At 33.0% G+C, this 26,657-nt stretch carries 24 protein-coding genes; 23 read left to right on the top strand and 1 reads right to left on the bottom strand.

All coding sequences use genetic code 11. The annotated features are described in order from the left end of the window. The 16 genes from polA to WBF61_RS03135 all read left to right on the top strand — a co-directional run. Positions 1–2,220 (top strand): DNA polymerase I (polA, locus tag WBF61_RS03210; RefSeq protein ID WP_424253843.1); only part of this gene is annotated, 2,220 nt, incomplete at its 5' end. 29 nt (positions 2,221–2,249) lie between these two features. After that, entirely contained in the window at positions 2,250–3,104 is an 855-nt protein-coding gene (mutM, locus tag WBF61_RS03205; protein WP_424253842.1) for a DNA-formamidopyrimidine glycosylase, read from the top strand. Positions 3,105–3,120: 16 nt separating this feature from the next. After that, positions 3,121–3,729: a dephospho-CoA kinase gene (gene coaE, locus WBF61_RS03200; RefSeq protein ID WP_424253841.1), complete on the top strand. Its 609-nt coding sequence runs from the start codon at positions 3,121–3,123 to the stop codon at positions 3,727–3,729. Between the two features lie 179 nt (positions 3,730–3,908). Continuing rightward, entirely contained in the window at positions 3,909–4,388 is a 480-nt protein-coding gene (gene nrdR / locus WBF61_RS03195; RefSeq protein WP_424253839.1) for a transcriptional regulator NrdR, read from the top strand. Between the two features lie 25 nt (positions 4,389–4,413). Further along, complete coding sequence (locus WBF61_RS03190) at positions 4,414–5,856, top strand: replication initiation and membrane attachment family protein (RefSeq protein ID WP_424253837.1); 1,443 nt, start codon at positions 4,414–4,416, stop codon at positions 5,854–5,856. A 3-nt stretch (positions 5,857–5,859) separates the two neighbouring features. Next, positions 5,860–6,786 (top strand): primosomal protein DnaI, encoded by a 927-nt coding sequence (gene dnaI, locus WBF61_RS03185; RefSeq protein ID WP_424253835.1) that lies wholly within the window; start codon positions 5,860–5,862, stop codon positions 6,784–6,786. Between the two features lie 400 nt (positions 6,787–7,186). Next, a complete protein-coding gene (gene thrS / locus WBF61_RS03180) occupies positions 7,187–9,124 on the top strand; it encodes a threonine--tRNA ligase (RefSeq protein WP_424253833.1) in 1,938 nt (645 codons plus the stop codon). Between the two features lie 214 nt (positions 9,125–9,338). Further along, a complete protein-coding gene (infC, locus tag WBF61_RS03175) occupies positions 9,339–9,860 on the top strand; it encodes a translation initiation factor IF-3 (RefSeq protein ID WP_085560333.1) in 522 nt (173 codons plus the stop codon). Positions 9,861–9,884: 24 nt separating this feature from the next. Next, positions 9,885–10,082 (top strand): 50S ribosomal protein L35, encoded by a 198-nt coding sequence (rpmI, locus tag WBF61_RS03170; RefSeq protein WP_424253830.1) that lies wholly within the window; start codon positions 9,885–9,887, stop codon positions 10,080–10,082. Positions 10,083–10,168: 86 nt separating this feature from the next. Continuing rightward, positions 10,169–10,528 carry a 50S ribosomal protein L20 gene (gene rplT, locus WBF61_RS03165; RefSeq protein ID WP_424253828.1) on the top strand — a complete coding sequence of 120 codons (360 nt, stop codon included), beginning with the start codon at positions 10,169–10,171 and terminating at the stop codon, positions 10,526–10,528. 305 nt (positions 10,529–10,833) lie between these two features. Next, complete coding sequence (locus tag WBF61_RS03160; RefSeq protein ID WP_424253826.1) at positions 10,834–12,510, top strand: ABC transporter substrate-binding protein; 1,677 nt, start codon at positions 10,834–10,836, stop codon at positions 12,508–12,510. Between the two features lie 192 nt (positions 12,511–12,702). Then, positions 12,703–14,355 (top strand): peptide ABC transporter substrate-binding protein, encoded by a 1,653-nt coding sequence (locus WBF61_RS03155; RefSeq protein WP_424253824.1) that lies wholly within the window; start codon positions 12,703–12,705, stop codon positions 14,353–14,355. Between the two features lie 155 nt (positions 14,356–14,510). Further along, the gene (locus tag WBF61_RS03150; protein WP_424253822.1) at positions 14,511–15,593 is read left to right on the top strand and encodes a M42 family metallopeptidase; all 1,083 of its coding nucleotides are present in this window, start codon (positions 14,511–14,513) and stop codon (positions 15,591–15,593) included. Between the two features lie 96 nt (positions 15,594–15,689). Then, on the top strand, positions 15,690–17,093 hold the full coding sequence (gene hemG, locus WBF61_RS03145) for a protoporphyrinogen oxidase (RefSeq protein ID WP_424253820.1): 1,404 nt from the start codon (positions 15,690–15,692) through the stop codon (positions 17,091–17,093). A gap of 128 nt (positions 17,094–17,221) precedes the next feature. Then, the gene (locus WBF61_RS03140; RefSeq protein WP_424253818.1) at positions 17,222–17,968 is read left to right on the top strand and encodes an MBL fold metallo-hydrolase; all 747 of its coding nucleotides are present in this window, start codon (positions 17,222–17,224) and stop codon (positions 17,966–17,968) included. A 37-nt stretch (positions 17,969–18,005) separates the two neighbouring features. Further along, positions 18,006–19,025: a lipoate--protein ligase gene (locus WBF61_RS03135; RefSeq protein WP_424253816.1), complete on the top strand. Its 1,020-nt coding sequence runs from the start codon at positions 18,006–18,008 to the stop codon at positions 19,023–19,025. A gap of 58 nt (positions 19,026–19,083) precedes the next feature. Here WBF61_RS03135 and WBF61_RS03130 read toward each other — a convergent pair whose 3' ends face one another. Next, positions 19,084–19,446: a DUF3899 domain-containing protein gene (locus WBF61_RS03130; RefSeq protein ID WP_424253814.1), complete on the bottom strand. Its 363-nt coding sequence runs from the start codon at positions 19,444–19,446 to the stop codon at positions 19,084–19,086. A gap of 257 nt (positions 19,447–19,703) precedes the next feature. Between WBF61_RS03130 and opp3b the strand changes: the two genes are divergently transcribed. The 7 genes from opp3b (at position 19,704) to WBF61_RS03095 (ending at position 26,646) form a co-directional block, all read left to right on the top strand. Next, positions 19,704–20,651 (top strand): oligopeptide ABC transporter permease, encoded by a 948-nt coding sequence (opp3b, locus tag WBF61_RS03125; protein WP_424253813.1) that lies wholly within the window; start codon positions 19,704–19,706, stop codon positions 20,649–20,651. Next, the gene (opp3C, locus tag WBF61_RS03120; RefSeq protein ID WP_424253811.1) at positions 20,652–21,695 is read left to right on the top strand and encodes an oligopeptide ABC transporter permease; all 1,044 of its coding nucleotides are present in this window, start codon (positions 20,652–20,654) and stop codon (positions 21,693–21,695) included. A 14-nt stretch (positions 21,696–21,709) separates the two neighbouring features. After that, positions 21,710–22,801: an ABC transporter ATP-binding protein gene (locus WBF61_RS03115; RefSeq protein ID WP_424253809.1), complete on the top strand. Its 1,092-nt coding sequence runs from the start codon at positions 21,710–21,712 to the stop codon at positions 22,799–22,801. A gap of 2 nt (positions 22,802–22,803) precedes the next feature. Next, complete coding sequence (locus tag WBF61_RS03110; RefSeq protein WP_424253807.1) at positions 22,804–23,745, top strand: ABC transporter ATP-binding protein; 942 nt, start codon at positions 22,804–22,806, stop codon at positions 23,743–23,745. Between the two features lie 343 nt (positions 23,746–24,088). Next, a complete protein-coding gene (gene spxA / locus WBF61_RS03105) occupies positions 24,089–24,487 on the top strand; it encodes a transcriptional regulator SpxA (RefSeq protein ID WP_424253805.1) in 399 nt (132 codons plus the stop codon). Between the two features lie 192 nt (positions 24,488–24,679). Beyond that, the gene (locus tag WBF61_RS03100; protein ID WP_424253851.1) at positions 24,680–25,348 is read left to right on the top strand and encodes an adaptor protein MecA; all 669 of its coding nucleotides are present in this window, start codon (positions 24,680–24,682) and stop codon (positions 25,346–25,348) included. Between the two features lie 116 nt (positions 25,349–25,464). Next, a complete protein-coding gene (locus WBF61_RS03095; protein ID WP_424253803.1) occupies positions 25,465–26,646 on the top strand; it encodes a competence protein CoiA in 1,182 nt (393 codons plus the stop codon). Positions 26,647–26,657: the final 11 nt, after the last annotated feature.

The raw sequence follows: 26,657 nt of genomic DNA, 5'->3' as shown, positions 1-26,657 counted from the left end.
AAAGAAAATGTTCGAGTAGATATTACAGTAAAAGGCGTTAGTGAACTCAAAGAGTATACAATTGAATCAATTGCTAACGAAATGGGTATTAAACCAAAGCAAATTATTGATCTCAAAGGACTTGCAGGTGATGCATCGGACAACATACCTGGTGTTACTAAAATTGGAGAAAAAACAGCATTAAAGTTATTAAAAGAATACCATTCTGTAGAAGGTGTTTACGAGCATGTAGCCGATCTGAAAAAAAGTAAAATGAAAGAAAACTTAATTAATGAAAAAGAAATAGCTCTTCTTAGTAAACGTTTAGCAACAATTATGCTAAATACGCCAATAACAATTGGAGTAAATGACTTAACCTATAATGGACCAGATATAGAAAAACTTATCCAGTTTTATAAAGAAATGGATTTTAAAACACATTTAAGTAAATTAGATACAACAGAATACGATGCAGCTAATGAAGAATTGAGAGAAGAAGTATCCTATGAATTTGTATCAGATATTACATCCGAAATGTTTTCGGATAAAATGGGCTTATATCTTGAAATGTTAACGGATAACTACCATACCTCAGAAATCATTAGTGTTGGGTGGGGGGATGAAAATCAGATTTTCGTAAGCGATCCAGAAGTTGTTTTACATTCACCTCATTTTCGAAAATGGGCTCAGAATGCCACTTTATCGAAAAAAGTTTTTGATGTTAAACGAACCTATGTTGCTTTAAATCGTTATGGGATTGAATTGAAGAATAGCCAATTTGATATATTATTGGCATCTTATATTTTAAATACAAAAGACAACAGTAAAGATCTATCGGAAGTTGCTACAGAACATGATTATTACAATGTGTCCCCAGATGAATCTATTTATGGAAAAGGGGCAAAAATTCATATTCCAGAAGACCTATCGATTATGTACGAACATATTGCCCAAAAAGTAAAGGCGATTGTTTTTCTAAGTAAGCAACTTGAACAACATTTGGCAAAAAATAATCAGACAGAACTTTTTTACGATATGGAACTACCTTTAGCAATGGTTTTAGCAAAAATGGAAATTAGTGGAATAAAAGTTGATGCACAGAGATTAAGAGAAATGAAAGTGGAATTTGCAGAAAGACTAACAGGAATTGAAAATCGTGTTTATGAATTAGCTGGAGAAACATTTAATTTGAATTCACCGAAACAATTAGGAATTATCTTATTTGAGAAAATGGGTTATCCTGTTATTAAAAAAACAAAAACAGGATATTCTACGGCGGTAGATGTTTTAGAACAATTAAAAGACCAAGCGCCAATAGTTGAAGATATTTTAGAATATAGACAAATAGCAAAGTTGCAATCTACCTATATAGAAGGGTTGTTAAAAGTTATTCATGGTAATAGTGGAAAAATCCACACTCGCTATATGCAAACCATTGCTCAAACTGGACGATTAAGTTCGATAGATCCTAATCTACAAAATATTCCTATTCGATTAGAAGAAGGAAGAAAGATTAGACAAGCATTTGTACCCAGTCACGACGGATGGAAAATATTTGCTTCTGACTATTCACAAATAGAGTTACGTGTGCTAGCTCATATATCGGATGATGACCATTTAAAAGAAGCTTTTATTGAAGGACAAGATATTCATGCAAGCACGGCAATGCGGGTCTTTGGTATTGAAAAACAAGAGGATGTAACGTCAGCAATGCGTAGTCAGGCTAAGGCTGTTAACTTTGGTATAGTATACGGAATTAGTGATTATGGATTATCAAAAAATTTAGATATTAGTCGCAAAGAAGCACAACTATTTATTGATACGTATTTTGTTAAGTATCCTGGTGTGAAAATCTATATGGAAGATATCGTACGGGAAGCAAAAGAAAAAGGATATGTTGAAACGTTATTCCATAGGAGACGCTATTTACCGGATATCAATTCACGTAATTTTAACTTGCGTTCATTTGCTGAAAGAACGGCTATGAATACTCCAATTCAAGGAAGTGCGGCTGATATTATCAAAGTAGCCATGATAGAAATGGCTAAACGTTTAGAAATTGAAGGATTAAAAGCAACTATGTTGTTACAAGTTCACGATGAATTGATTTTTGAAGCACCAGAATCTGAAATACCCCTTCTTGAGAAATTGGTTACGGAAGTAATGGAAAATGCGGTTGCTTTAAATGTTCCGCTAAAAGTAGATAGCAGTAGTGGATTTAGTTGGTATGAATCAAAGTAATAAAAAGTAGAAAGAAGAGGTTGAAAACAGTGCCAGAGTTGCCAGAGGTTGAAACAGTAAGGCGAGGTTTACTGAAACTTATTAAAGGAAGCACCATTATAGGTGTAGATGTTTATTGGAATCGGATTATTTCAGGAGAAACACATAGTGAAGATTTCACCTCTCAATTAATAGGGGCTCATTTGACAGATATCAAAAGAAGAGGCAAGTATTTATTATTTGATTTTGATCATTGTGTTATGGTTAGCCACCTAAGAATGGAAGGGAAATACGAAGTTTCGGATACAAATGAACCATTAAAAAAGCATACGCATGTTGTTTTTCATTTAGCTGATGGTCGAGATTTACGTTATCTTGATGTCCGTAAATTTGGAAGAATGACGTTAGTTCCAAAAGGAAAAGAGTTCACAGTTGCTGGATTAAAAACAATTGGACCTGAGCCAGTTCCAGAAACATTTGACTTGACTCATTTTAAAAAAGTATTAAAGCAAAAGAGTCGAGCTATTAAACCTCTTTTGTTAGAACAAAAAGTTGTTGCGGGATTAGGAAACATTTATGTAGACGAAGCTTTATTTGAAGCTAAAATCCACCCTCTTAGACCAGCCAATTCACTAAAACCTAAAGAAGTTGAAGGACTTCATCAAGCTATTATTGACGTTCTTAGAAAGGCAGTGTTGGCAGGAGGAACAACAATAAGAACGTACAAAAATGCCCTAGGAGAAGTTGGTAGTTTTCAAGTTGAGTTACACGTTTACGGTAAAACTAATGAACCTTGTATAAATTGTGGTGCTCCAATACAAAAAATAAAAGTGGCTCAAAGAGGTACTCATGTATGTGCCAATTGTCAAAAATTAACGACAAAAAATAGTTTGCCCCGCTCTTAGGGAAAGGATGTCTTTAATGACAGTTATTCTAGGTTTAACAGGAGGAATTGCAACAGGGAAGTCTACAGTAAGTGATTATTTTAAAGAATTGAAGATTCCTGTTGTTGATGCGGATGTTGGTTCGAGGGCTATTGTTGAACCAGGTACAGAGGGCTTAAAAAAGATTGTAGAACATTTTGGTGAAAAAATTCTCAAATTAGATGGTACTTTAGATAGAAAAAAATTAGGTGAAATAGTTTTTAATGATACAGAACAACTAAAAAAACTAGACAGTATATTAGAAAAAAATATACGTAAGTGGATATTAAAACAAATGAATGATTATCTTAAACTAACGCCTTCGTTGATTGTTTTAGATATTCCCTTATTATACGAGAAAAATTATTTATCAGAAGTTGATTTGGTGATGGTAATTGCTACCTCAAAAGAAACACAACTTAGTCGATTGATGAAACGTGACCAGTTAACTAGAAAGGCAGCTGAGTTAAGGATAGCGTCACAATTTCCTATAGAAAATAAAATGGAACAAGCTAATGTAGTTATTGATAATAATGATTCTATTTTTAGCACAAAAAGACAAGTTTATGCTTGGTTAATAGAAAATAATTTTTTAGAAAAAGTATAAGTAATGAAAAATGAGCAGTTTAAACTGTTCATTTTTTTAGTGTCTTTCTATCTCTATACTAAGAGGAAATGGAGAATAGTTTCTTGTATTTAACCTATTTGCGAGCTGTGTTATAATAAGGTTATAATAAGTCAAATAATCTATTTCTAAAGAAAACTATAAAAAAAGGATGATGAATAGTGCAATGTCCTCGCTGTCAAAATAATGGTTCCAGAGTTGTCGATAGTCGTCCCGCAGATGATGGAAGGGCTATTCGCAGAAGAAGAGAATGTGAAGCGTGTAGTTTCAGATTTACAACCTTTGAAAGAGTAGAACAAGCACCGTTACTCGTTATCAAAAAAAATGGAACCAGAGAAGAATTTAACCGTGAAAAAATATTACGGGGGATTATTCGATCATGTGAAAAACGACCAGTTGCGATAGAGCAAGTAGAGAGAATAGTAGACGAAGTAGAAAATAAAATCAGAAGCCTAGGCGAAAATGAAATTTCTTCAGCTATAATTGGTGAATACATCATGGAAAAATTAGTTGAGGTAGATGATGTGGCTTATATTCGCTTTGCAAGTGTTTACCGTCAATTTAAAGATATGAGTGTGTTTTTAACTGAATTACAAGAGCTTGAAAAAAAGAAGTCTGAAAAAAAATCGAGTAAAGATTGAATGAATTAGAAGGGTGTGAAGGCATTTGAATTATCCGTGGAAAAACATGAGTCCTAAAGATGGATTCTTGGTCCGGCAAAATGCCCAACTTTCAGATGTAGACCGAAAAATCCTTACTTTTCTTTACCAGCCTCTAATTGGGTCTAATGCTTATAGTCTTTATATGACATTATGGACAGAAGTTGGTGAAGAAACGTACTGGAGTAATGGCATATTACATTCTGAATTATTAACATTACTAAACATTGGAATACCTGAATTGTATCAAGCAAGAATAAAATTGGAAGCAATTGGGTTGTTAAAAAGTTATTTGAAAAGTTCTCAATCAGATAAAATTTATATTTATGAATTGCTTTCACCTCAGTCAAGTGCCACATTCTTTAGAGACGACTTGTTAAGTTTGCTTCTGTTAGAAACTGTTGGAAGCCGTAAATTTAAAAATCTAAGAAATCGCTTTACTATTTCTTCATTTGATAAAGAACATTACGAAGAAATTACAAAATCATTTTTAGATGTTTACCGCTTCGATGCAAACTTACTAAAACGAGAAAGTGAAACGTTAAAGGAATCTTTAGAATTAGTAGGAGAAAATATTCCTGATGGTCCAGTACTTGATTCACAAACATTTGATTTCAAGTTTTTCTATGCCGGTCTCAATAAGCATTATATTAATCGGTCAGCTATCACTAAAGAACTAGAGTCTGCGATACTGGTGCTACATACAATGTATGGCATCAACGAGCTTGATATGCAACAATATGTTTTAGAAGCAAGTGATATTGATACAGGTAGTGTAGATGAACGTAAATTGAAAAATATCGTCTACCGTCAATACCATGATGTGAAGCAAGATAAAGTTAAATTAGAAGATATTGTTGAGATAGATATTCAAGCCGATAAGAAGCAGCAAAAAAATCGTCTCGCTTATTTAAGACAAGAAGGGTTAACTGATAGCGAAATAAATTTAGTTGAGGCTAGTGAAGAAATAAGTCCTTTTGATTTTATGACGTCTATAAAAAAACAAAAAGGCGGATATGTTACAAAAAATGAAGAATGGACTTTACAAGAAATACTTACTAAAGCTAATTTACCCACTTCAGTTATCAATATACTGATTCACTATATATTGGCAATTAGAGACAACCCTATCTTTGAAAAATCACTGGCTTATAAAATTTCAAATGATTGGGCTCAAAATAAAGTTGTTTCGCCTGAAAAAGCTCTTCAAAAAGTTAAAACAATGTATCAAGAAAACGCTGAAAAAATAGAGCAAGCACAAAAAAAACAATATTCGCGTTACCCTTCTTCTAATTACGGGAATAACAACAAAATAAGAACTGAAACTCTTCCGGAATGGGCTAAAGATGGGAATGTAGAAAAAATTGAAAAACCTATGAGTGAAATTGAAAAACAAGCTTTTATGGATAGATTGAAAAAAATTCAAAGCTTTGGAAAAGAAGGTGAGTAATAGATGGAAGATATGGGTAAAAATCTAACGAAAATGCTAAAAGATCGAAATTTATCTGAACAATATGAAAACCTTATTCAAGAAGTTTTGAATGATTCAGATGTTCAGAATTTTATTGAAAAAAACAAAGAAATGTTGACTCAAGAATCAATAATGAAAAGTTATGCAAAATTATATGAATTTGTAAATGAAAAGAAAAAATACCATGAGAAGGTAGGAATGATGGCTCCAGGTTATAAGCCACAACTGATTATGAATTATCATTTTATAGATGTGTCTTACGTGCCTACCTCTGAATTAATTGCTAAACAAAAGGAACAGGCGATTAAAAATCGAATTCATTCAATGGATATGCCTAAAGATGTAAGAACTGCAACATTTGAACAATTCCATATAACCGATATGCGTGCAAAAGCAATTACTGCTGCATATGACTTTATTGGAGATTATTTAGAAGAACCTAAGGGATTTCACCAAGGGCTTTATTTATACGGGCCATTTGGTGTAGGGAAATCATTTTTATTAGGAGCAATCGCTCACGAGTTAGCAGAAAAAGGATACCCATCCACATTGATGCATTTTCCTTCTTTTGCGGTTGAAATGAAACAAGCTATTGGACAGAATACTACCGGAGAAAAATTAGAAGCTGTAAAAAAAGCTTCTATTCTAATGCTAGATGACATTGGAGCAGATTCAATGTCTAGTTGGATACGAGATGATGTCTTAGGAGTAATTTTACAGTACCGAATGCAAGAACAATTGCCAACTTTCTTTTCATCCAATCTTGATATGAAACACTTAGGTGATGAACATTTAAGAGTAACACAAAGAGGAGAAGATGAGCCGCTTAAGGCACAGCGTATAATGGAACGAATAAGATATTTGTCTAAAGAATTAGAGATGACAGGGAAAAATCGTAGGTTATCTTAAAATCATTTTTTTTATTGCGGTAGTAAGATGAGCTTAATAGTGACTTGATTTTTAACATTAAATCTGTTTTAATAGTATCAATAGATAAAAATCTTTGAAAAAGACAAAAAAATAAGAAAACGTTCTTTAAGAGAAGGAGACCATGGCTGGAAGTTTCCTGAATAGTCCTTGTTTTTACCACTTTTGAGTATCCCTGTGAACTATCTTTAAGTAGCAGAGGTCATTTAGCTAATGTTATCAGCTAAGAGTGAATTCTACAGTATGAACGCTTGTTTATATTGCTATAGGATTCTGAACTTGGGTGGAACCACGACTTTGTCGTCCCTTTTATGTTAAGCAATTAGCATAAAAGGGATTTTTTTTTATTTTTTTAATATAAATGAATTGGAGGAAGAAAATTATGTCAGAAATAAAAATCACTCTACCTGATGGTGCAGAAAAGATAATGCCTAAAGGTATTTCAACAAAAGAAGTAGCTGAAAGTATAAGTAAAGGGTTAGCAAAGAAAGGATTAGCAGGAAAATTTAATGGTGAACTTGTAGATTATAGTCAACCGCTTGAAGAAAACGGACTATTAGAAATTATTACTCCAGATCATGAAGATGCTTTACAAATCGTTCGCCATTCGACTGCTCATTTAATGGCGAATGCCTTAAGAAGACTGTATCCTGACATTAAATTTGGTGTAGGGCCTGCAATTGATTCTGGGTACTACTATGATACTGATACAGAAACACCAATTACTGAAGAAGATTTACCACGTATTGAAGCAGAAATGATGACAATTGTTAAAGAGAATAACCCAATTATCCGTAAAGAATTAACCCGCTCTGAAGCTCTTGAGTTATTCAGTGAAGATCCTTACAAAGTGGAGTTAATAACAGCATTACCCGAAGATGAACAAATTACCGTATACACTCAAGGAGATTTTGTTGATTTGTGTCGCGGAGTCCATGTTCCAACAACAGGAAGAATACAAGTATTTAAACTTTTATCGCTTGCTGGAGCTTATTGGAGAGGCAACTCAGATAATAAAATGATGCAACGTATCTATGGAACAGCATTTTTTGATAAAAAAGCTTTAAAAGAGTTTTTACAAATGCGTGAAGAAGCTAAGTTACGAGATCATCGTAAACTAGGAAAAGAATTAGATTTATTTATGATTTCACCAGAAGTAGGTTCGGGTCTGCCTTTTTGGTTACCAAAAGGGGCGACAATTCGACGTACAATTGAACGATACATCACAGATCGTGAAATTAGCCTAGGCTACCAACATGTCTATACACCGGTTTTAGCTGATGTAAATTTATATAAAACTTCAGGGCACTGGGATCACTACCATGAGGATATGTTCCCGCCAATGGATATGGGTGAAGGAGAGATGTTGGTATTGCGTCCAATGAATTGTCCTCATCACATGATGGTTTATAAAAATGATGTTCACAGTTACCGCGAGTTACCTATTAGAATTGCCGAACTAGGTCAAATGCACCGTTATGAGAAAAGTGGTGCCCTTTCTGGTTTACAACGCGTACGAGAAATGACTTTAAACGATGGGCACACATTTGTACGACCAGATCAAATTCAAGAAGAGTTTTTGCGTACGGTTGAACTTATGCTAGCGGTATATGAAGATTTTAATATCAAAGACTACCGTTTTCGTTTAAGTTACAGAGATCCTAAGAATACAGATAAATATTTTGATGATGATGCGATGTGGGAAAAAGCTCAAAAAATGATCAAAGATGCAATGGATGAAAAACAATTAGACTATTTTGAAGCAGAAGGAGAAGCAGCATTTTATGGTCCAAAATTAGATGTATTAGTTAAAACAGCAATCGGAGTTGAGGAGACACTTTCAACTATTCAATTAGATTTTTTGCTGCCTGAAAGATTTGATTTAACTTATGTTGGCGAAGATGGAGAAAATACTCATCGACCTGTTGTGATTCACCGTGGAATTGTCTCAACTATGGAACGTTTTGTTGCTTATCTAATAGAAGAATATAAAGGAGCTTTTCCTACATGGTTAGCCCCTGTTCAAGCAACTATTATTCCAGTTAATCTAGGACTTCATACTGATTATGCTTATGATATCAAAAGTAAAATGGAATCAATTGGGATGCGAGTTGATGTCGATGATCGTAATGAGAAAATGGGATATAAGATTCGATCTTCACAAACACAAAAAATCCCTTATCAGTTAGTTGTTGGAGATGATGAAGTATTAAATTCTACAGTAGCTGTACGTAAATATGGTGAGAAATCAACTCAAGTAGTAGATTTAGAAGAGTATCTTAAAGAAATTAGAATAGAAATAGAAAATTTCAGTCGTTAAAGGTTTACAAAACTAATAAGTCGTGTTACAATTTAAAAGTTGAGAAAACAAAGCAGAAGCACTCGCTTCTCGCCTAAGTTGACTAAAAGTCTCTGGGCTAGATATAAACGATGATAACTTACGTAAGGCGTAAGTTGGAAATTATTTATAGGCGAGTTCATTGCGAACTTGCCTATTTTTCTGCTGTTCTTTCTCTCAAATCTAATGGAGGTGTATGACCATAGCAAAAGATATGATGGTAAATGACGGCATTCGTGCACGTGAATTGCGCGTTATAGGTAGTAATGGTGACCAACTTGGGCTTAAAACCAAGAGTGAAGCATTGGCAATTGCAGAAGCAGAAAACTTAGACTTAGTCTTAGTTGCTCCAACAGCAAAACCACCCGTAGCACGTATTATGGATTATGGTAAGTTCCGTTTTGAGCAACAGAAAAAAGAACGTGAAGCCCGTAAACATCAAAAAATAGTCGGTCTTAAAGAAGTTCGTTTAAGTCCAACAATTGATTTGAATGATTTCAATACAAAATTACGCAATGCCCGTAAGTTCCTTGAAAAAGGAGATAAAGTTAAAGCATCTATTCGTTTTAAAGGACGTGCCATTACTCATAAAGAGATTGGTAAAAAGGTTTTAGATCGATTAGCGCTAGAAACAGCCGATATTGCTAGTATTGAATCAGCCGCTAAGATGGATGGACGTAGTATGTTCTTGATTTTAGCACCAAAAACTGAAAAGTAAGAGTATTTTAAGGAGGAAAAAATAATGCCAAAACAAAAAACACACCGTGGATCAGCTAAACGATTCAAAAGAACAGGTAATGGCGGATTGAAACGTCATCACGCAAAAACAAGCCATATGTTTGCAAATAAATCTCAAAAACAAAAACGTAAATTACGTAAAGCTGGAATGGTTTCAGCAGGCGATATGAAACGTATTCGTCAGCAATTAGCTAACTGGTAATATTGAATAGATTTTAATAACAATTATAAAGATAATTATGTATAAGAGTTTTCTAAAAAGAAAACATCTTCGAGGAGGAAATTAATATGCCACGTGTTAAAGGTGGGACGGTTACTCGTAAACGTCACAAAAAAATATTAAAATTAGCAAAAGGTTATTATGGTTCAAAACATACTTTATTCAAAGTATCTAAACAAGCAGTAATGAAGTCTTATCAATATGCATACAGAGATCGTCGTCAAAAGAAACGCGATTTCCGTAAATTATGGATTGCTCGTATCAATGCAGCAGCTCGTATAAACAACATGAGCTATAGCACATTCATGCACGGTCTTAAATTGGCTGAGATTGATATCAACCGTAAAATGTTAGCTGATATTGCTGTTACAGATGCAGCAGCGTTTACAGCATTAACAGAGCAAGCTAAAATTGCTTTAGGCAAATAATTTTAAAAACATTTAAAGATTAGAACTTAACTGTTCTAGTCTTTTTTTTGTATTGTTTAAATATGTTTATCTAAGAGAGAAAATTTTGGTTATGTTGATACATCACTAATGATGAAGAGCTTTTACAGTCATCTCCATTTATAAATCAAACTTATTTTTAATTAAACTAACAATATTATTATATTATTAGTGAATTATGAAAAAACGTATTGATTAAATGAGAATAAGATGATAGAATTATATGAGTAAACTAATATTCACTCATACAGAAATTTGTATAATATAAAAAACAGGGGGAAAACAATATGAAAAAAAATAAAATGTTGAGCTTGCTTGGTATTACTGCAACGTCTGCCTTGTTGTTGGCGGCTTGTGGCGGAGGAACTGATGGTGAAGATACTTCTTCAAAAGCAACAGATAGTAAACTAGATGAGGAACAAGTACTTAATTTAATTGAAAGTGGAGAAATTCCAACAATGGATTCTGTTTTAAATACAGACGTAGTTGGTGGTAACGTAATGAATAACGTTTTTGAAGGACTTTATCGTCAAGGTTTAGAAGGTGAACTTGTTTTAGGTATGCTAGAGGCTGAGCCAGAAGTTAGTGAAGATAATCTAACTTATACATTTAAAATTAGAGATGATGCAAACTGGTCTAATGGAGACCCTGTTACTGCTGCTGACTTTGTTTATGCATGGCAAAGATTGTCAGATCCTACGGTTGCAGCTGCATATAATTATATGATTCAAGATATCGTTGTAAATGCAACAGAAATTATTAATGGAGAAAAAGAACCAAGTGAACTAGGAGCAAAAGCGATAGATGAAAAAACTCTTGAGGTTAAATTAGTTCGTGCGGTACCTTACTTCAAAGATTTGTTAACTCTACCTATGTATTATCCTCAAAATCAAGCTTATGTTGAAGAGTTAGGTGACAAATTTGCCTCAAACAGTGATAGTCTAGTTTATAACGGACCATTTACTTTAACAGAATGGGACGGAACAGGATTGAGCTGGGTTTACCAAAAGAACGAAGATTATTGGGATGTAGACAATGTTAAATTGGATACAATCAATTTTGACGTAGTTAAAGAAACTTCAACGGCATTAAACTTATATGAAACTGGCGGTATTGACCGTATGAGATTATCTGGAGAATATGTGCAAACTCAACAAGATAATGAAGATTTACGTGTTGAACCAACTTCATCTGTTTTCTACTTCAAATTTAACCAAGAGCGCGATGGTGAGAAAACTGATTTAGCTAACGAAAATATCCGTAAGGGTATTGCAATGGCTTTTGATAAAGAAGCTTATGCTAAAACTGTTTTACAAAATGGTTCTTTACCAGCTAACGGCTTAGTACCTCAAGGATTAGCTGTTGATCCAGATACTGGTAAAGATTTCCGTGATCAAAATGGTGATTTATTAGAATTTAATGTTGAAGAAGCGCAAAAACATTTTGCAAAAGGATTAGAAGAAATTGGTAAAGATAGTCTTACGTTAGAAATTCTTGGAGACGATGGCGAAAATGCTAAGAAATCTCTTGAGTATATGCAAGGCCAGTTAACTCAAAATCTACCTGATTTAGATATTACATTACGCAGTGTTCCATTTAAAGTTCGTTTAGAAGCAGATACTAAACAAGATTACGATATGGAAATGTCTGGATGGGGTGCTGATTACGCTGACCCAATTAACTTCTTAGAGTTATTTGCTTCAGATAATGGCAACAACAAATCAAGTTTTGCTAATGACGAATATGACGCTTTAATCAAGAGTTCTTTAAGCGAAGTTGAAAACTTAGAAGAACGTTGGAATGGTATGTTAGATGCAGAGAAAATTCTGATGGAAACAGCTGGAATCGCACCAATATATCAACGTTACAATTCTGTTTTAGAGAAACCATATGTTAAAGATATTGCTGCTCACTTAGTAGGAGCTGAATATTCATACAAATGGGCTTATGTAGACGGAAAATAATATCTTCACTAATAAAATAAAAAAAGAAGCAGAGTTGTATCTGCTTCTTTTTTTGCTTTATGTGAAAATACTAATACATTCATTAGAAATCCATGATGCTAGTTTGCGTCAATTTCCTCGTGATGATAGAATCAAGTATATTATTATTAAAAAGTAAGTAATAAGTAGTTGATGAATCAGGGGGAAATAAATGTGAAGAAAATGAAATTATTAAGCTTATTAGGTATCACGTTATTATCAACAGCTGTTTTAGTAGCCTGTGGATCAGATAATGAAGAATCAAAAGATGGGAAAACAACAAACGAATTAAATTTAGTTGAAACAGCTGAAATTCCAACAATGGATTCAGTTTTAAACACGGATACAGTTGGCTCTACAGTTATGAACAATGTAATGGAAGGATTGTATCGTTTGAATCTAGATAACAAACCTGAGCTTGCAATGGCTTCTGAAGAGCCTACTATTAGTGAGGATGGTTTGACATACACCTTCAAATTAAGAGAAGATGCAAAATGGTCTAATGGGGATTCTGTTACTGCAAATGATTTTGTTTTCTCATGGAGACGTTTAGTCGATCCAAGTACTGGTTCACAATCTGCCTATATGATGCAGGGAATTATTAAAAACGCTTCTGAAGTTAATAAAGGAGAAATTAAGCCAGAAGAATTAGGAGTAAAAGCAATTGATGAGAAAACTTTAGAAGTGCAATTAGAATCTAAGGTACCTTATTTTGAAGATTTATTATCACTATCCATGTTCTTACCTCAAAATGAAGCTTATGTAACAGAAAAAGGAGAGAAATACGCATCAGATAGCGATAATTCAATTTATAACGGTCCATTTGTTTTAACGGACTGGGATGGTACGGGACTAAGCTGGTCTTATAAAAAAAATGCTGATTACTGGGATGCTGAAAAAGTTAAGTTAGATGCCATTAATGTAGATGTTGTAAAAGAAACTTCTACTGCTATTAATTTATATGATACAGGTGAAGTAGATAGAATTAAATTATCTGGAGAATACGTACAAACAAAGCAAGGGGATTCTGATTTAGCATCAGTTCCAACATCGTCTGTTTTTTACTTTAAATATAATCAAGAGCGTAACGGAGAACCAACTGCGTTAGCGAATGAAAATATACGTAAAGCTATATCAATGGGATTCGACAAAGAATCTTATGCTAACACAGTTCTACAAAATGGTTCATTACCAGCTAACGGATTAGTACCAGAAGGACTATCTAAAAATCCGTCTACTAATGAAGACTACCGTGAAGAAAATGGCGACTTACTGACATATGATATTGAAAAAGCACAAGATTATATGAAAAAAGGACTTGCAGAGTTAGGTGTAGAATCAATAGAGTTGGAATTGCTTTCAGATGATTCTGAAAATGCTAAAAAATCTTCAGAATTTATGCAAGGACAGTTAATGCAAAATTTACCAGGTCTAAAAATAAGTATCCGTTCAGTTCCGTTTAATGTCCGACTTGATGTGAATAAGCGTCAAGACTATGATATTCAAATGGCAGGATGGGGAGCAGATTATGCAGATCCAATTAATTTCTTAGAATTATTTGAAACAGGTAATTCAAATAACAAAGCGAGTATCTCTATTCCAGAATATGATGCTCTAATTGAAAAAATTGGCACGACTGATCTTGACGATCCTGAAAAAAGATGGGCTGATATGCTTAGTGCTGAAAAGATTTTATTAGAAGAAGCAGCAATCGGACCAATTTACCAACGCTATAATGCGATACTTGAAAAGCCGTATGTTAAAGATATTGGTACACACTTAGTGGGACCTGAGTTTTCATTTAAATGGGCTTCAGTTTCAGAATAATAGTAAAATTAAGTTAGGATAGTAAGGAAGAAACAAGAAGAATGTTAAACCATTCTTCTTGTTTCTTTTAATTTTTAGTATATAAAAAGTGTTCCTTTTATACGAATTAAAATGATATAATAGATAAAATAAGTATATACAGGAGGTCATTTCGCATGGATGATAAACAATTGCTAATGTTAAAAGAACTTACGGATGCAAGAGGAATACCTGGAAACGAAAAAGAAGTTAGGGATGTATTTGTAAAGTACGCTAAAAATTCTACTTCTTCGATAACGTATGATGGATTAGGAAGTGTTATTGCAAGTCATGAGGGAAATAAATCAGGCCCTAAAGTATTGTTTGCAAGTCACTTAGACGAAGTTGGTTTTATGGTTACAGCAATCACTGATAAAGGATTTATTAAGTTTCAAACACTGGGAGGATGGTGGTCCCAAGTTATGTTAGCTCAACAAGTTCAATTAACTACTTCAACAGGTAAAGTGCTGCACGGTGTTATTGGATGTAAACCACCTCATGTATTGACTGCTGAAGTTAGAAATAAAGCCTATGATATTCAAGAAATGTTTATTGACATAGGAGCAACAAGTAAAGAGGAAGTTTCTTCATGGGGTGTGAAGCCAGGTGATATGGTAACTCCATATATTGAATTTAAAAGATTAAATGAATCTAAATTCTTATTGGCAAAAGCTTGGGATAATCGTATTGGGACCGCTGTAACTTTAAGCGTGCTAGAAAATTTGGTGCGTGACGGTCATCCAAATAAGGCTTTTGCTGTTGGAAATGTCCAAGAAGAAGTAGGGTTACGTGGAGCGAAGACGTCAACTTACTTAGTTGATCCAGATATTGCTTTTGCATTAGATACCGGTACTGCAGGAGATACGCCAGGAATGACTGAAAAAGAAGCAGATTCGAAACTAGGTAAAGGTCCACAGATTATTATCTATGATGCTTCTATGGTTGCACATAAAGCCTTGCGTGATTTTGTAGTTGGAGTTGCAGAAGAATTAAAAATACCTTTTCAGTATACAGTAATAGCAGGTGGGGGAACAGATGCGGGTAGCCAACATGTTACAAGAAACGGTGTGCCCTCATTAGCAATTACAGTTGCTACTAGGTATCTTCATTCACATACTTCGGTTATTCATGAAGACGACTATTTGAATACAGTTGCCTTAATGACAGAAGTTATAAAAAGATTAGATAGCAATGCTGTTGAAAAAATAACATTTGGATAATCTAATTATACAGTTCATTAACAGCTGAAATGCTTGCGATAATAAAACAAAGACTTTCGATGAATAAGTTCAACTGCTAAAAGGGGAAGAATGAATATGAAAAGAGCAAAAAAAAGAATTGCTATTATTGGTGGCGGTATTACTGGATTAACGGCAGCATACCGCATCAAACAAAAAATTGAAAAAGAAAATTTACCTTTTGAGTTAATCTTATTAGAAGGATCTTTAAGAGTAGGCGGAAAAATATATACAATGAAAAATAAAAATCGTTCTATAGATTTGGGGGCGGAATCGATAGATACACGTTATCCAGAAGCTTTAGAATTGATTAAAGAACTTGGTCTAGAAGATAGGCTTATTTACAGTGAGGGAAATAAGCCAGATGTCTTTTTCTATAATCAGTTGTACCAGTTAGATTACCCAACTTATAATGGTATTCCTATTAGAAGAAAAGATATATGGAAAGGCAATTTGTTAACTATGTATGGGAAGATTGTGACGTATAAAAGTTTATTTAATACTTTTAGAAAGCTAGAAAAAGATGTAGAAACTAGTACTTATTTAAAACGTCTTTTAGGAGACGAGATGGTTGAACACATTGTTGAGCCGTTTTTTACAAAAATTTATGCAAGTGATTTAGATAAGATTGGAATTAAGGCGTCAAAAGAATTAATTTATGACATTGAGATGAAGTATGGTAGTTTACAAAAAGGATTAGCGGCTCACCCAGAACTATTAGATGGTTCTGGTAACTATGCAACATTTAAAGAAGGCTTATCAGTTTTAACTGAGGCACTAGAAGAAATATTACAACCTCATATTCAATATAGAAAAAAAGTGTTTGAAATAAAAAAAAATGATGAGGATGTTTATATTTTAGATATAAATCACACTGAGCAAGTTAGGGTTGGAGCAATTTGTATTGCAACACCTATAACAGAATACTCAAAATTGATTGATCATACGGAGATTCAAAAAATTTTTAGTAAAGTAGAAACAGCTTCAGTCGGTTATATCGTTCTTGCATTTTCAAAAGAAGCGATTAAAAATGTTCCAGAGGGTTTTGGACTAGTTACTCCTAGAAGAAGTGACTCTTTTGTTACATCGGTTGTTTTTTTAGATAAAAAATGGCCATCCTTTAAAAATGATGAAGAGGTTTTAATTGGAGTTAACTTTGGTCGAAATGGGGAAGATGCTTTAGTTTCACTAAGTAACAAAGAAATTGAAAATTCTATTCTAAAAGACTTAAAAATTATTTTAGAAATTAGTGAAGAACCACTGTTTAGTATTATCAAAAGATGGACGGATGCAATTCCACAGTTTACAGTTACTCATGAAGAAGACATTAATGACGCTAAAAAAATTCTTCTTAATGAATATCCGGGGATTTATATTGCGGGACAAGGTATAGCAGGCTTTGGGATTAACCACTGTATCCAACAAGCTAATGAGATTAGTGAGCAAATTATAGAGTATGCAAAAAAACAAAATTGTTTATAATGGGGTAAAATATTTATAAGTATCCTGAAATAGAAAGTCTTTTTAATTAATAAAAGGCTTTTTTATTTTAAATAAGGTAATAGTGTTGTATGGTAATGAAAATAGGTCTAGAAAAGGAGAGTGTAATCATGCAATTAACTGTATTAGGCTATTGGGGTGGCTATCCTACAAAAAATGAAGGAACAAGTTCTTATTTATTGGAGTCAGATGATTTTCATTTACTAATCGATGCTGGAAGTGCGTCTTTGATCGCGCTTGAAAAATATATTGATCCTTTAGAATTAGATGCATTACTTTTAACCCATTACCATGCTGATCATATTGCAGATGTAGGTGTTTTACAATATACAAGACAATTGAAAAGGTTGAACAATAATGAAACTAGGGCGCAAGTTTTACCAATATATGGACATCAAGACGATATAGACAATTTTAATCGTCTTACGATGGATCGTATATCAAAAGGAGTAGCGTATTCAGAGGAAGAAGAGTTGATCATCGGGCCTTTTAAAATAAGTTTCATGAAGACTCTACACCCGGTTCCTTGCTATGCTACAAGAATTGTAGAAAAAAATACTGGAAAGATAATGGTATTTACAGCTGATTCTGGATACTTACCTCAATTTATTCCTTTTAGTCAAGGTGCTGATGTCTTGTTAGCGGATACAAATTTATTTAAAGGGATGGAAAATCATCGTGTCCACATGACTTCAATAGAAGTTGCAAGGATTGCAAAGCAAGCAAAAGTTCCAAAATTAATTTTGACGCATTTACCTCAAGAAAGTGATTTAGAATTACTGAAGGCACAAGCAATTAATGAATCACCTGAAACAGAGATAATTTTGGCAAAGAAAGGTTTAGTTGTTAAACTATAAAAAGTAGAGTAGATATAAAAGAAAAGAGGAGTAAGGCATGTATTATGTAGCTAATGAGCGTAACGGCAAAGAAATAACAGATCCAAGATTAAATTTAGCAATAGAAACATTTTTATTAAAAAAGGTTTTACTGGATGAGCCTGTTTTATTGTTTTATATTAATGAACCTTCTATTATAATAGGGCGCAATCAAAATACAATAGAAGAAATAAATACAGAATATGTGGAGAAAAATAATATTCATGTAGTGAGACGTTTATCAGGAGGAGGAGCTGTTTACCATGATTTTGGTAATCTATCTTTTTGTTTTATAAAAAAAGATGATGGGAACTCTTTTAGAGATTTTGGAAAGTTTACTGAACCAGTGATTGATTCATTGCATAAAATGGGTGTAGAAGGTGCAGCTTTAATAGGGCGGAATGACTTAGTAATTGACGGACAAAAATTTTCTGGAAATGCTATGTATTCTTCAAATGGTCGTATGACCGCTCATGGAACATTAATGTTTGATAGTGATATAGAAGCAGTTGTAGGTGCTTTAAAAGTTAGAAAAGATAAGATTGAGTCTAAAGGAATTAAATCAATCAGAAGTCGTGTAACGAACATTCGTCCCTACCTATCGGAAGAGTATCAATACATGACAACGAAAGAGTTTCGCAACAAACTATTATTAACTATATTTGATGTAGATTCTAAAGAAGAGATAAAAGAGTATAGATTAACTGAGCAAGACTGGAAAGAAATTGAAGAAATTTCAACTAATTATTTTAGAAATTGGGATTGGAATTACGGGAAGTCACCTAAATTTGAACTTATTAGACGTCATCGCTTTCCTATTGGCTCAGTTGAATTTCAGTTAAACGTAGAAAAAGGTAGAATAAAAAATATAAAAATTTATGGTGATTTTTTTGGGTTAGGTGAAGTTTCAGATATTGAAGAAAAATTAACAAATATAAAATATGAGCAGAAGTCTATTGAGGAAGTTTTTGATGAAATAGATATTCAAAAATATTTTGGAAGTATCAATAAAGAAGAGTTAATAAAACTGATTTATTAGAGAAAAAAAGAAGGAATAAGCTATATAATTAAAGATGGCATTTATTCCCACTTTTTTATTAAAAGAAGTAATGGAAAAATAACGTAACTAAGCTAATTATTAACAGTAATAAACCTACTTTTAAAGGCATCTTGTATCCATGCCCAACAGACTTAGATAGAGGAATATTTTCAACTTCTTCTGAGTTGTCTTCACGACGCATTCTTGTAGTTACTTTCTTCATACTAAAGTGAAAGAAATCAAAAGCACCAGAGTATAATACTGACCAGAAAAGACTAATGATTAAAAAAAAGCTTGCGACAGCAAAAAGAATATTTGTAGTAAAGAAAAAGCTGATTTTTTTATAGATAATTAATTCTAAAATTAAACATAAAATGACAATAATACTAGTTAAATTTAATACAGAAATTTTTAATTTCATTTTGGACCTCCTAATAACGAGTGATAAGTTTAAATTACAGTATAATGAATTGAAATACAATAATAAAATTTAAGTAAAAAAATGATGATAAAACGACTAGAAAACCAGCAGAATCGCCATTGTTTTCTAATGTTATGTTTTTTAAAAGCAAAGTTATTAAAAAAACTTTTGCATTTATCCCTATAACACGCTATTCTATATAGTATATTCTCTTTTTGAATAAAAAATAAAATGAATTGCTGGAGGTGCTTAAATCGATGAAAAATTATTCTAAATATCTTGGGAAACGTATATTGTATATGTTTTTGACATTATTCTTAATTGCATCGATCACGTTTTTCTTAATGAATCTTTTACCTGGAACACCATATAGTAACCAGGATAAGTTATCAGAAGAACAAATTTTTATTATGAATGAAAAGTATGGATTGAATGAACCACTTCCGGTTCAATATTTAATCTACATGTCAGGATTGTTAAAAGGAGATTTAGGAACATCTTTCCAGTTTAACAATACGCCAGTAACCGAACTATTATCAACCAGGGTAGGTCCTTCTTTACAACTAGGAATACAAGCGGTTATTTTAGGAACGACCTTAGGGATCGTATTAGGAGTTATAGCAGCTATGAACCAAAATACCTGGATAGACACGACAGCTACCTTCACGGCGATTCTTGGTCGTTCTATACCTAACTTTGTTATAGCTGTATTGCTACAGTTAGTTTTTGGAGTCTATTTAAAGTGGTTCCCAATTGCTTTGTGGAATGACGGATTTAGCTCGTCAGTTTTACCAACACTTGCTTTAGCAATTGCACCACTTGCAGATTCAGCACGTTTTATCCGTACTGAGATGGTAGAAGTACTAAGCAGTGATTATGTTGAGTTAGCTCGTGCTAAAGGATTGAGTCGTTGGACAGTAGCCTTTAAACATGGAGTGCGAAATGCACTAATTCCGTTGGTCACAATTCTGGGTCCTATAGCCGTTGCTTTGATGACTGGTTCATTAGTTGTAGAAAATATTTTTGCAATTCCGGGAATTGGGGAACAATTTGTAAAATCAATTTTGACTAACGACTATCCAACAATCATGGGTGTAACAATTTTATACTCAGCAATGCTAGTTGGTATTATTTTAGTAGTTGATGTTTTATACGGGGTCATCGATCCTCGAATTCGTGTTACAAATGAAGGAGGAGACGAATAAATGGACAACTCAAAACAAACTGTTGACGAAACAACAAAACTGTCTCCTGAAATGTTCAACCCCGCAGGAGCCTCAGACAAAGTCGATAATGAGAAGATAACAGCACCTTCACTGAGCTTCTTAGAGGATTCATGGAGAAGGCTGAAAAAGAATAAAGCTGCTGTAATTAGCTTGTTTATATTAATTATCTTTATTTTATTGAGTCTATTCGCGCCAATTGTTTCACCCCATGATCCTGATTTTCAAACAGTCTCACATGCAAATTTACCACCTAAAATCCCCGGTATTAACATTAATGGCTTAAATGGGACACAAACTGTTGGAAATACTCGTGTTGATAAGTATGAGCAACAAGGCGTTCCTGATGATGTAAACTATTATTTGGGAACAGATGGTTTAGGTCGAGATTTACTTTCTCGTATTTTACATGGTACTCGTGTATCTTTATTAATTGCTTTTGTAGCAGCATTTTTCGATTTAACGATTGGGGTTATCTATGGTCTAGTCTCTGGTTGGTCTGGAGGTAAAGTGGATAACGGAATGCAGCGTGTATTAGAAATATTATCTGGTGTACCGAACTTAGTAGTTGTTATTTTAATGCTTCTTGTTTTAGATCCAGGTATTAAATCTATTATTATAGCATTAGCTATCACAGGATGGATTTCAATGGCTCGTGTTATCAGGGCACAAACATTAAAATTAAAAAATCAAGAATACATTTTAGCGGCTAAAACTTTAGGTGAATCACCTATAAAAATTTCTTTTAAACATTTAATTCCAAATTTATCGGGAATTATCATTATTCAAACGATGTTTTCGATTCCGGCTGCCATTTTCTTTGAAGCTTTCTTGAGTTTCATTGGTATTGGTATTCCTGCTCCTACAGCATCACTTGGAACGTTAATTAACGATGGATATAAAACTTTCCGTTTTTTACCACACTTAATGTGGTACCCAGCAGCAGTTATTTGTATATTAATGATTTCATTTAATTTGTTAGCTGATGGTTTACGAGATGCATTTGACCCAAAAATGAAGGATTAGCGAGGTGAAAACGAATGAATAATGTATTAGAAGTCAAAAATTTAAATATCACATTCGACACCTACGCTGGTAAAGTAAAAGCTATCCGTGGTGTCAGTTTTAACTTGAAAAAAGGAGAAACATTAGCAATAGTGGGCGAGTCAGGTTCTGGGAAATCAGTTACGACTCGCAGTATTATGCGCTTACTTTCTCAAAATGCAAATGTTGAAGAAGGTTCAATTCTTTATAATGGTGAAGATTTAATTAAGAAGAGTGAAAAAGAAATGCAAAAAATTCGTGGAAAAGATATTGCGATGATTTTCCAAGATCCAATGACATCACTCAATCCGACAATGACAATTGGTAAACAAATATCTGAACCCATTCGTCTTCACCAAAAATTAAATAAACAAGAAGCTTCAAATAGAGCTCTTGAATTATTAAACTTAGTAGGGCTACCAGAAGCTGAAAAACGTATGAAACAATATCCACACCAATTTTCAGGTGGACAACGTCAAAGAATCGTTATTGCGATAGCTTTAGCTTGTAATCCAGAAATACTGATTGCAGATGAACCGACTACAGCTCTAGATGTAACTATCCAAGCACAAATCCTTGATTTGATGAAAGAATTGCAAAAGAAAATATCAACTTCAATTATTTTTATTACACACGATTTAGGAGTAGTTGCAAACGTTGCTGACAGAGTAGCAGTAATGTACGCAGGAAAAATCGTAGAAGTAGGATCAGTTGACGAAATATTCTATAACCCGCAACATCCATATACATGGGGATTAATCAGTTCAATGCCAACTCTAGATATCGAGAAAACGTTGTACGCTATTCCTGGTACACCACCAGATCTATTAGATCCACCCGTAGGAGATGCGTTTGCTCCACGTAATGAATTTGCAATGAAGATTGATACACAACTGGAACCACCTTTGTTCAAAATATCAGAGACACATTATGCTGCTACATGGCTATTGCATCCAGATTCACCGGCTGTAATTCCTCCTGCTGAAATTAGAGCAAGACAAGCTGTCTATAAAGAAAAATTTGCAAATCATGCTTACAATGATACCTCCGTTTTTGATTCTGATAATGAAGTAAAAGGAGGCGTTTAAAAATGGAGCAAAGAGAGAAAATTTTAGAGGTTAGAGGCTTAAAACAATATTTTAACGAAGGCACTAAGAATGAAGTTCGTGCTGTAGATGATGTTACGTTTGATATTTTTAAAGGTGAAACTTTTGGTTTAGTTGGTGAGTCTGGATCTGGGAAGTCAACGACAGGCCGTTCTATTATTAGATTATATAATCCTACTGCTGGAGAAATTGATTTCGAAGGTACGCAAGTTCATAGTATTACAGGGAAAAAAGATATGTTACAATTCAGAAGAGACATGCAAATGATTTTTCAAGATCCTTACGCTTCGTTAAATCCTAAGATGAAGATTCGCGATATCATTGCTGAAGGAATTGACATTCATGGTTTAGCTTCATCAAAAGAAGATCGAAATCAACAAGTTGATGAATTACTTAAAACGGTTGGATTAAATCCTGACCATGCATCACGTTATCCTCATGAATTTTCGGGTGGACAACGTCAACGTATTGGTATTGCTAGGGCTTTAGCCGTTAAACCTAAATTCATTATTGCTGACGAACCTATATCTGCATTAGATGTATCGATTCAAGCACAGGTGGTAAATCTTTTAATGGAATTACAAAAAACAAAGGATTTAACTTTCTTATTTATCGCTCATGATTTATCAATGGTAAAATATATTAGTGATCGTATAGGAGTAATGAACAATGGTAAGTTACTTGAGTTAGCAGCAGCTGATGAAGTGTACAATAGACCATTGCATCCTTATACTGAAAGCTTACTTTCTGCTGTTCCTTTACCTGATCCAGAGTACGAACGTAACCGTGTTCGTACACCGTATATTCGTAGAGAAGAAAATGGTGAGCCAGAAGCTTTAAGAGAAATAACTCCCGGACATTATGTCTATTGTCGTGAATCAGATATTGAAGCATTGAAAGAAAAAAAAGCAAGATACGCTAAATAACTAAGTTGAAAAAATACATGTTAATTTTGTAGACGAGAGTCTCATATTAATATGTATTTTTTATTTTCAATCAATTCTTATATTGTAATGTATACAATGTGGGAAACTAATTGATAAATACCGATTTAGATGGGTTGAATAGTATTTTTAGTTTTTTGGAAAAAGTATTATTTTTAATTTTAGAATTTTTTTTGTTAAAAGTGACAAATTTTTGACAAATACTATAGCATTTTATTATTTAATGTTATATAATAACAAATGTAAGACAGTAAGTTAAAAGGAATAACGTCCTTTATAAATTTTTGACTAGATCAATCGGACTTAGAAAAGGGGAGAATAACATATGGTAACAATATATACATCACCTAGTTGTACTTCATGTCGTAAAGCACGAGCTTGGCTAGAAGAAAACAACATTACTTATAAAGAAAGAAATATCTTTTCTGAGCCTTTAGATATTCCTGAAATTAAATCTATTTTAAGAATGACTGAAGATGGTACAGAAGAAATTATTTCTACAAGATCAAAAGCATTCCAAGAATTGAATATTGATTTAGAGGAATTGCCACTTCAAAATTTATTTTCTTTAATTCAAGAGAATCCTGGATTATTGCGCCGTCCGATTATGGTAGATGAGAAAAGACTACAAGTTGGATACAACGAAGATGAAATTCGCCGCTTCTTGCCAAGAGAAGTACGTGCAATTGAATTGTTACGTGCTCAAAGAATCGTAGGATACTAAATTAAAACTTTAAAAAAGATTGCCACGATTTTCTAGTGGCACTCTTTTTTTATAATTTTTTGTTATTCTTAACATAAGCTTGTTTTAACACATTTATCTTTACATTTTATATATTTGCTTTAAAATAGTTAGTAAGAATATTGTTTATAATTACTATTATGAACAAGGAAATAAGAGGCGAGGTGTATGACTATGGAGATGGAACATATTAATGAGAATACAATTCGTGTGCTTATAGAAAGTACTGATTTAGAAGAAAGAGGGATAACCTTTTTAGATCTTTTAGGAAATCATAAACAAATCGAAGACTTCTTTTACAGTATTTTGGAAGAAGTAGATGTAGACGAAAAATTCCATGAATCTGATGCTATTACATTTCAAGTTTTGCCAAGCGGAAGTGGATTAGAATTATTCATCAGTAAGGGTGGTCCGTTGAATGAAGATATTGATTTTTCTTCAGCATCAGGTAATTTTGAGGCAAACGAGTTTTCTAAACTTATAAAAAATCAGTTAATAAATGATAACCAGGAAGAAGCTGTTGAAGAAGATTATCCAAATGACTCAACAAAACAAACTCAAGAGGTTGTTCTAAGATTTAATGAGTTTGAAGATATGGTTTCTTTATCTAAACAATTATATTTAGAGAATGCGACTTCTAAACTTTTTTGGTATAAAAATAGTTATTTCATTCACCTAATGTTTTTTACAGAGGAAATAGGAGAACGAAGTGTTGAAGACCAAGTCACTGTTGCGTTAGAATTTGCTCAAAGAACACCTATAACTCATGGAATCTTAACTGAACATGGTAGAGAGATAATGGGAAATAACGCTTTAGAATTAAGTCGTTTCTATTTTAAATAAATAGTTCATAAAAACAATTTTTAGAAATGAATTATTTCTGAAAATTGTTTTTTTTATTAAGAAATTCAATCATTCTGCGGATATTAAGTAAAACTGTATGAATGGAAGTGTCCTAAATGCTTATAGCACTTAATGATAAAGAAGAATTAATCCATGCTAGTAAAGTAGAGGAGAAGATTCAAAAAAAAGCTTCATTTTATTGTCCTGATTGTAAAAACAGTGTATTCTTAAAAAATGGAAAGTTAAAAATTGCTCACTTTTCACATTTTAATCAAACAAATTGTCTTGCATTTTCAGAAGGTGAGACAAAAGAACATCTACAAGGAAAACAACTATTGTTGGATTGGTTTGTTAAACAAGGATTCGTTTGTCAATTAGAGGCCCATCTACCGGATTTGAACCAACGTCCAGATATACTTGTTTGGATAAATCAAACTAAGGCAATAGCCGTTGAATTCCAATGTAGTCCATTGCCTGTAAAAAGAATGCAAGAAAGAACCGAGGGGTATAAAACAAAAGGATACGAAGTTTTTTGGATAGTAGGATCTCAATTTAAACTTACAGATAGAGTGACTGCATTTCAGCGGCTTTTTATCTATAGTAATGCATACATTAGAAGAAGTCTTTTTTTTCTAGATGTTCCAAACAAAAAATTCTTTGTCTATTCAAATATTGACTACCAAAATTTAACGCAAGAAATAGAGTATGATAGGGTTACAATAAAATTAAATCAATTAATGCTAAGTAATGTATCTTCAGTAGTAAAAGAGTTAGCCAACAAAAATAGAATTCGAAAAAACAGAATTGTTCCACAACCAAAAGAACTAATTAAAAGTCATGACTATCTTAATCAAGGGAGAATGTATCGAAATCCAGAGATGGTCTCATTTCAAAAATATATCTACCAAAGAGGAGATTCATTGATTTCTCTTCCGATTGAAGTTTATTTTAAAGTTCAAGGTCAATTACTGATTAGGACACTTCCACATTTTTGGAAATACATTTTACTTAAATGGCTAACAAATAAATATATTGGATCAATAATTAATTTAAAAGAGCTAGACAACCAACTAAATAAGATGTTAGTTGATAAAACAGTAATCTTTTACACTATGCCTTTACTCACGATAGAAGAGCAAAAAAAACCGTTTTATGAGTATGTTAAGTTACTTGTGACAGTAGATATTTTAATGGAAACTAAAACTAATCAATGGATGTTAAAAAGAAAACCCTATTACTATAAGAATGAACAAGAAAAGATTAGTAGCTTTAAAAATGTACATTCTTTATTTAATTGAATAATATGGTA

This window comes from Carnobacterium sp. (genome assembly GCF_049673005.1).
Taxonomy (GTDB): Bacteria; Bacillota; Bacilli; order Lactobacillales; family Carnobacteriaceae; genus Carnobacterium_A.
The sequence above is the reverse complement of the archived record's forward strand: the minus strand, read 5'-3'. Positions and strand labels throughout refer to the sequence as shown.

Coding starts and splice junctions, on each gene's coding strand:
- coaE (WP_424253841.1), top strand. CDS start 3,121: ATGACAGTTATTCTAGGTTTAACAGGAGGAATTGCAACAGGGAAGTCT.
- WBF61_RS03140 (WP_424253818.1), top strand. CDS start 17,222: ATGCAATTAACTGTATTAGGCTATTGGGGTGGCTATCCTACAAAAAAT.
- opp3b (WP_424253813.1), top strand. CDS start 19,704: ATGAAAAATTATTCTAAATATCTTGGGAAACGTATATTGTATATGTTT.
- WBF61_RS03115 (WP_424253809.1), top strand. CDS start 21,710: ATGAATAATGTATTAGAAGTCAAAAATTTAAATATCACATTCGACACC.
- WBF61_RS03130 (WP_424253814.1), bottom strand. CDS start 19,446: ATGAAATTAAAAATTTCTGTATTAAATTTAACTAGTATTATTGTCATT.
- rpmI (WP_424253830.1), top strand. CDS start 9,885: ATGCCAAAACAAAAAACACACCGTGGATCAGCTAAACGATTCAAAAGA.
- infC (WP_085560333.1), top strand. CDS start 9,339: ATGACCATAGCAAAAGATATGATGGTAAATGACGGCATTCGTGCACGT.
- WBF61_RS03160 (WP_424253826.1), top strand. CDS start 10,834: ATGAAAAAAAATAAAATGTTGAGCTTGCTTGGTATTACTGCAACGTCT.
- WBF61_RS03150 (WP_424253822.1), top strand. CDS start 14,511: ATGGATGATAAACAATTGCTAATGTTAAAAGAACTTACGGATGCAAGA.
- WBF61_RS03135 (WP_424253816.1), top strand. CDS start 18,006: ATGTATTATGTAGCTAATGAGCGTAACGGCAAAGAAATAACAGATCCA.
- rplT (WP_424253828.1), top strand. CDS start 10,169: ATGCCACGTGTTAAAGGTGGGACGGTTACTCGTAAACGTCACAAAAAA.
- WBF61_RS03110 (WP_424253807.1), top strand. CDS start 22,804: ATGGAGCAAAGAGAGAAAATTTTAGAGGTTAGAGGCTTAAAACAATAT.
- hemG (WP_424253820.1), top strand. CDS start 15,690: ATGAAAAGAGCAAAAAAAAGAATTGCTATTATTGGTGGCGGTATTACT.
- WBF61_RS03095 (WP_424253803.1), top strand. CDS start 25,465: ATGCTTATAGCACTTAATGATAAAGAAGAATTAATCCATGCTAGTAAA.
- dnaI (WP_424253835.1), top strand. CDS start 5,860: ATGGAAGATATGGGTAAAAATCTAACGAAAATGCTAAAAGATCGAAAT.
- thrS (WP_424253833.1), top strand. CDS start 7,187: ATGTCAGAAATAAAAATCACTCTACCTGATGGTGCAGAAAAGATAATG.
- opp3C (WP_424253811.1), top strand. CDS start 20,652: ATGGACAACTCAAAACAAACTGTTGACGAAACAACAAAACTGTCTCCT.
- WBF61_RS03100 (WP_424253851.1), top strand. CDS start 24,680: ATGGAGATGGAACATATTAATGAGAATACAATTCGTGTGCTTATAGAA.
- spxA (WP_424253805.1), top strand. CDS start 24,089: ATGGTAACAATATATACATCACCTAGTTGTACTTCATGTCGTAAAGCA.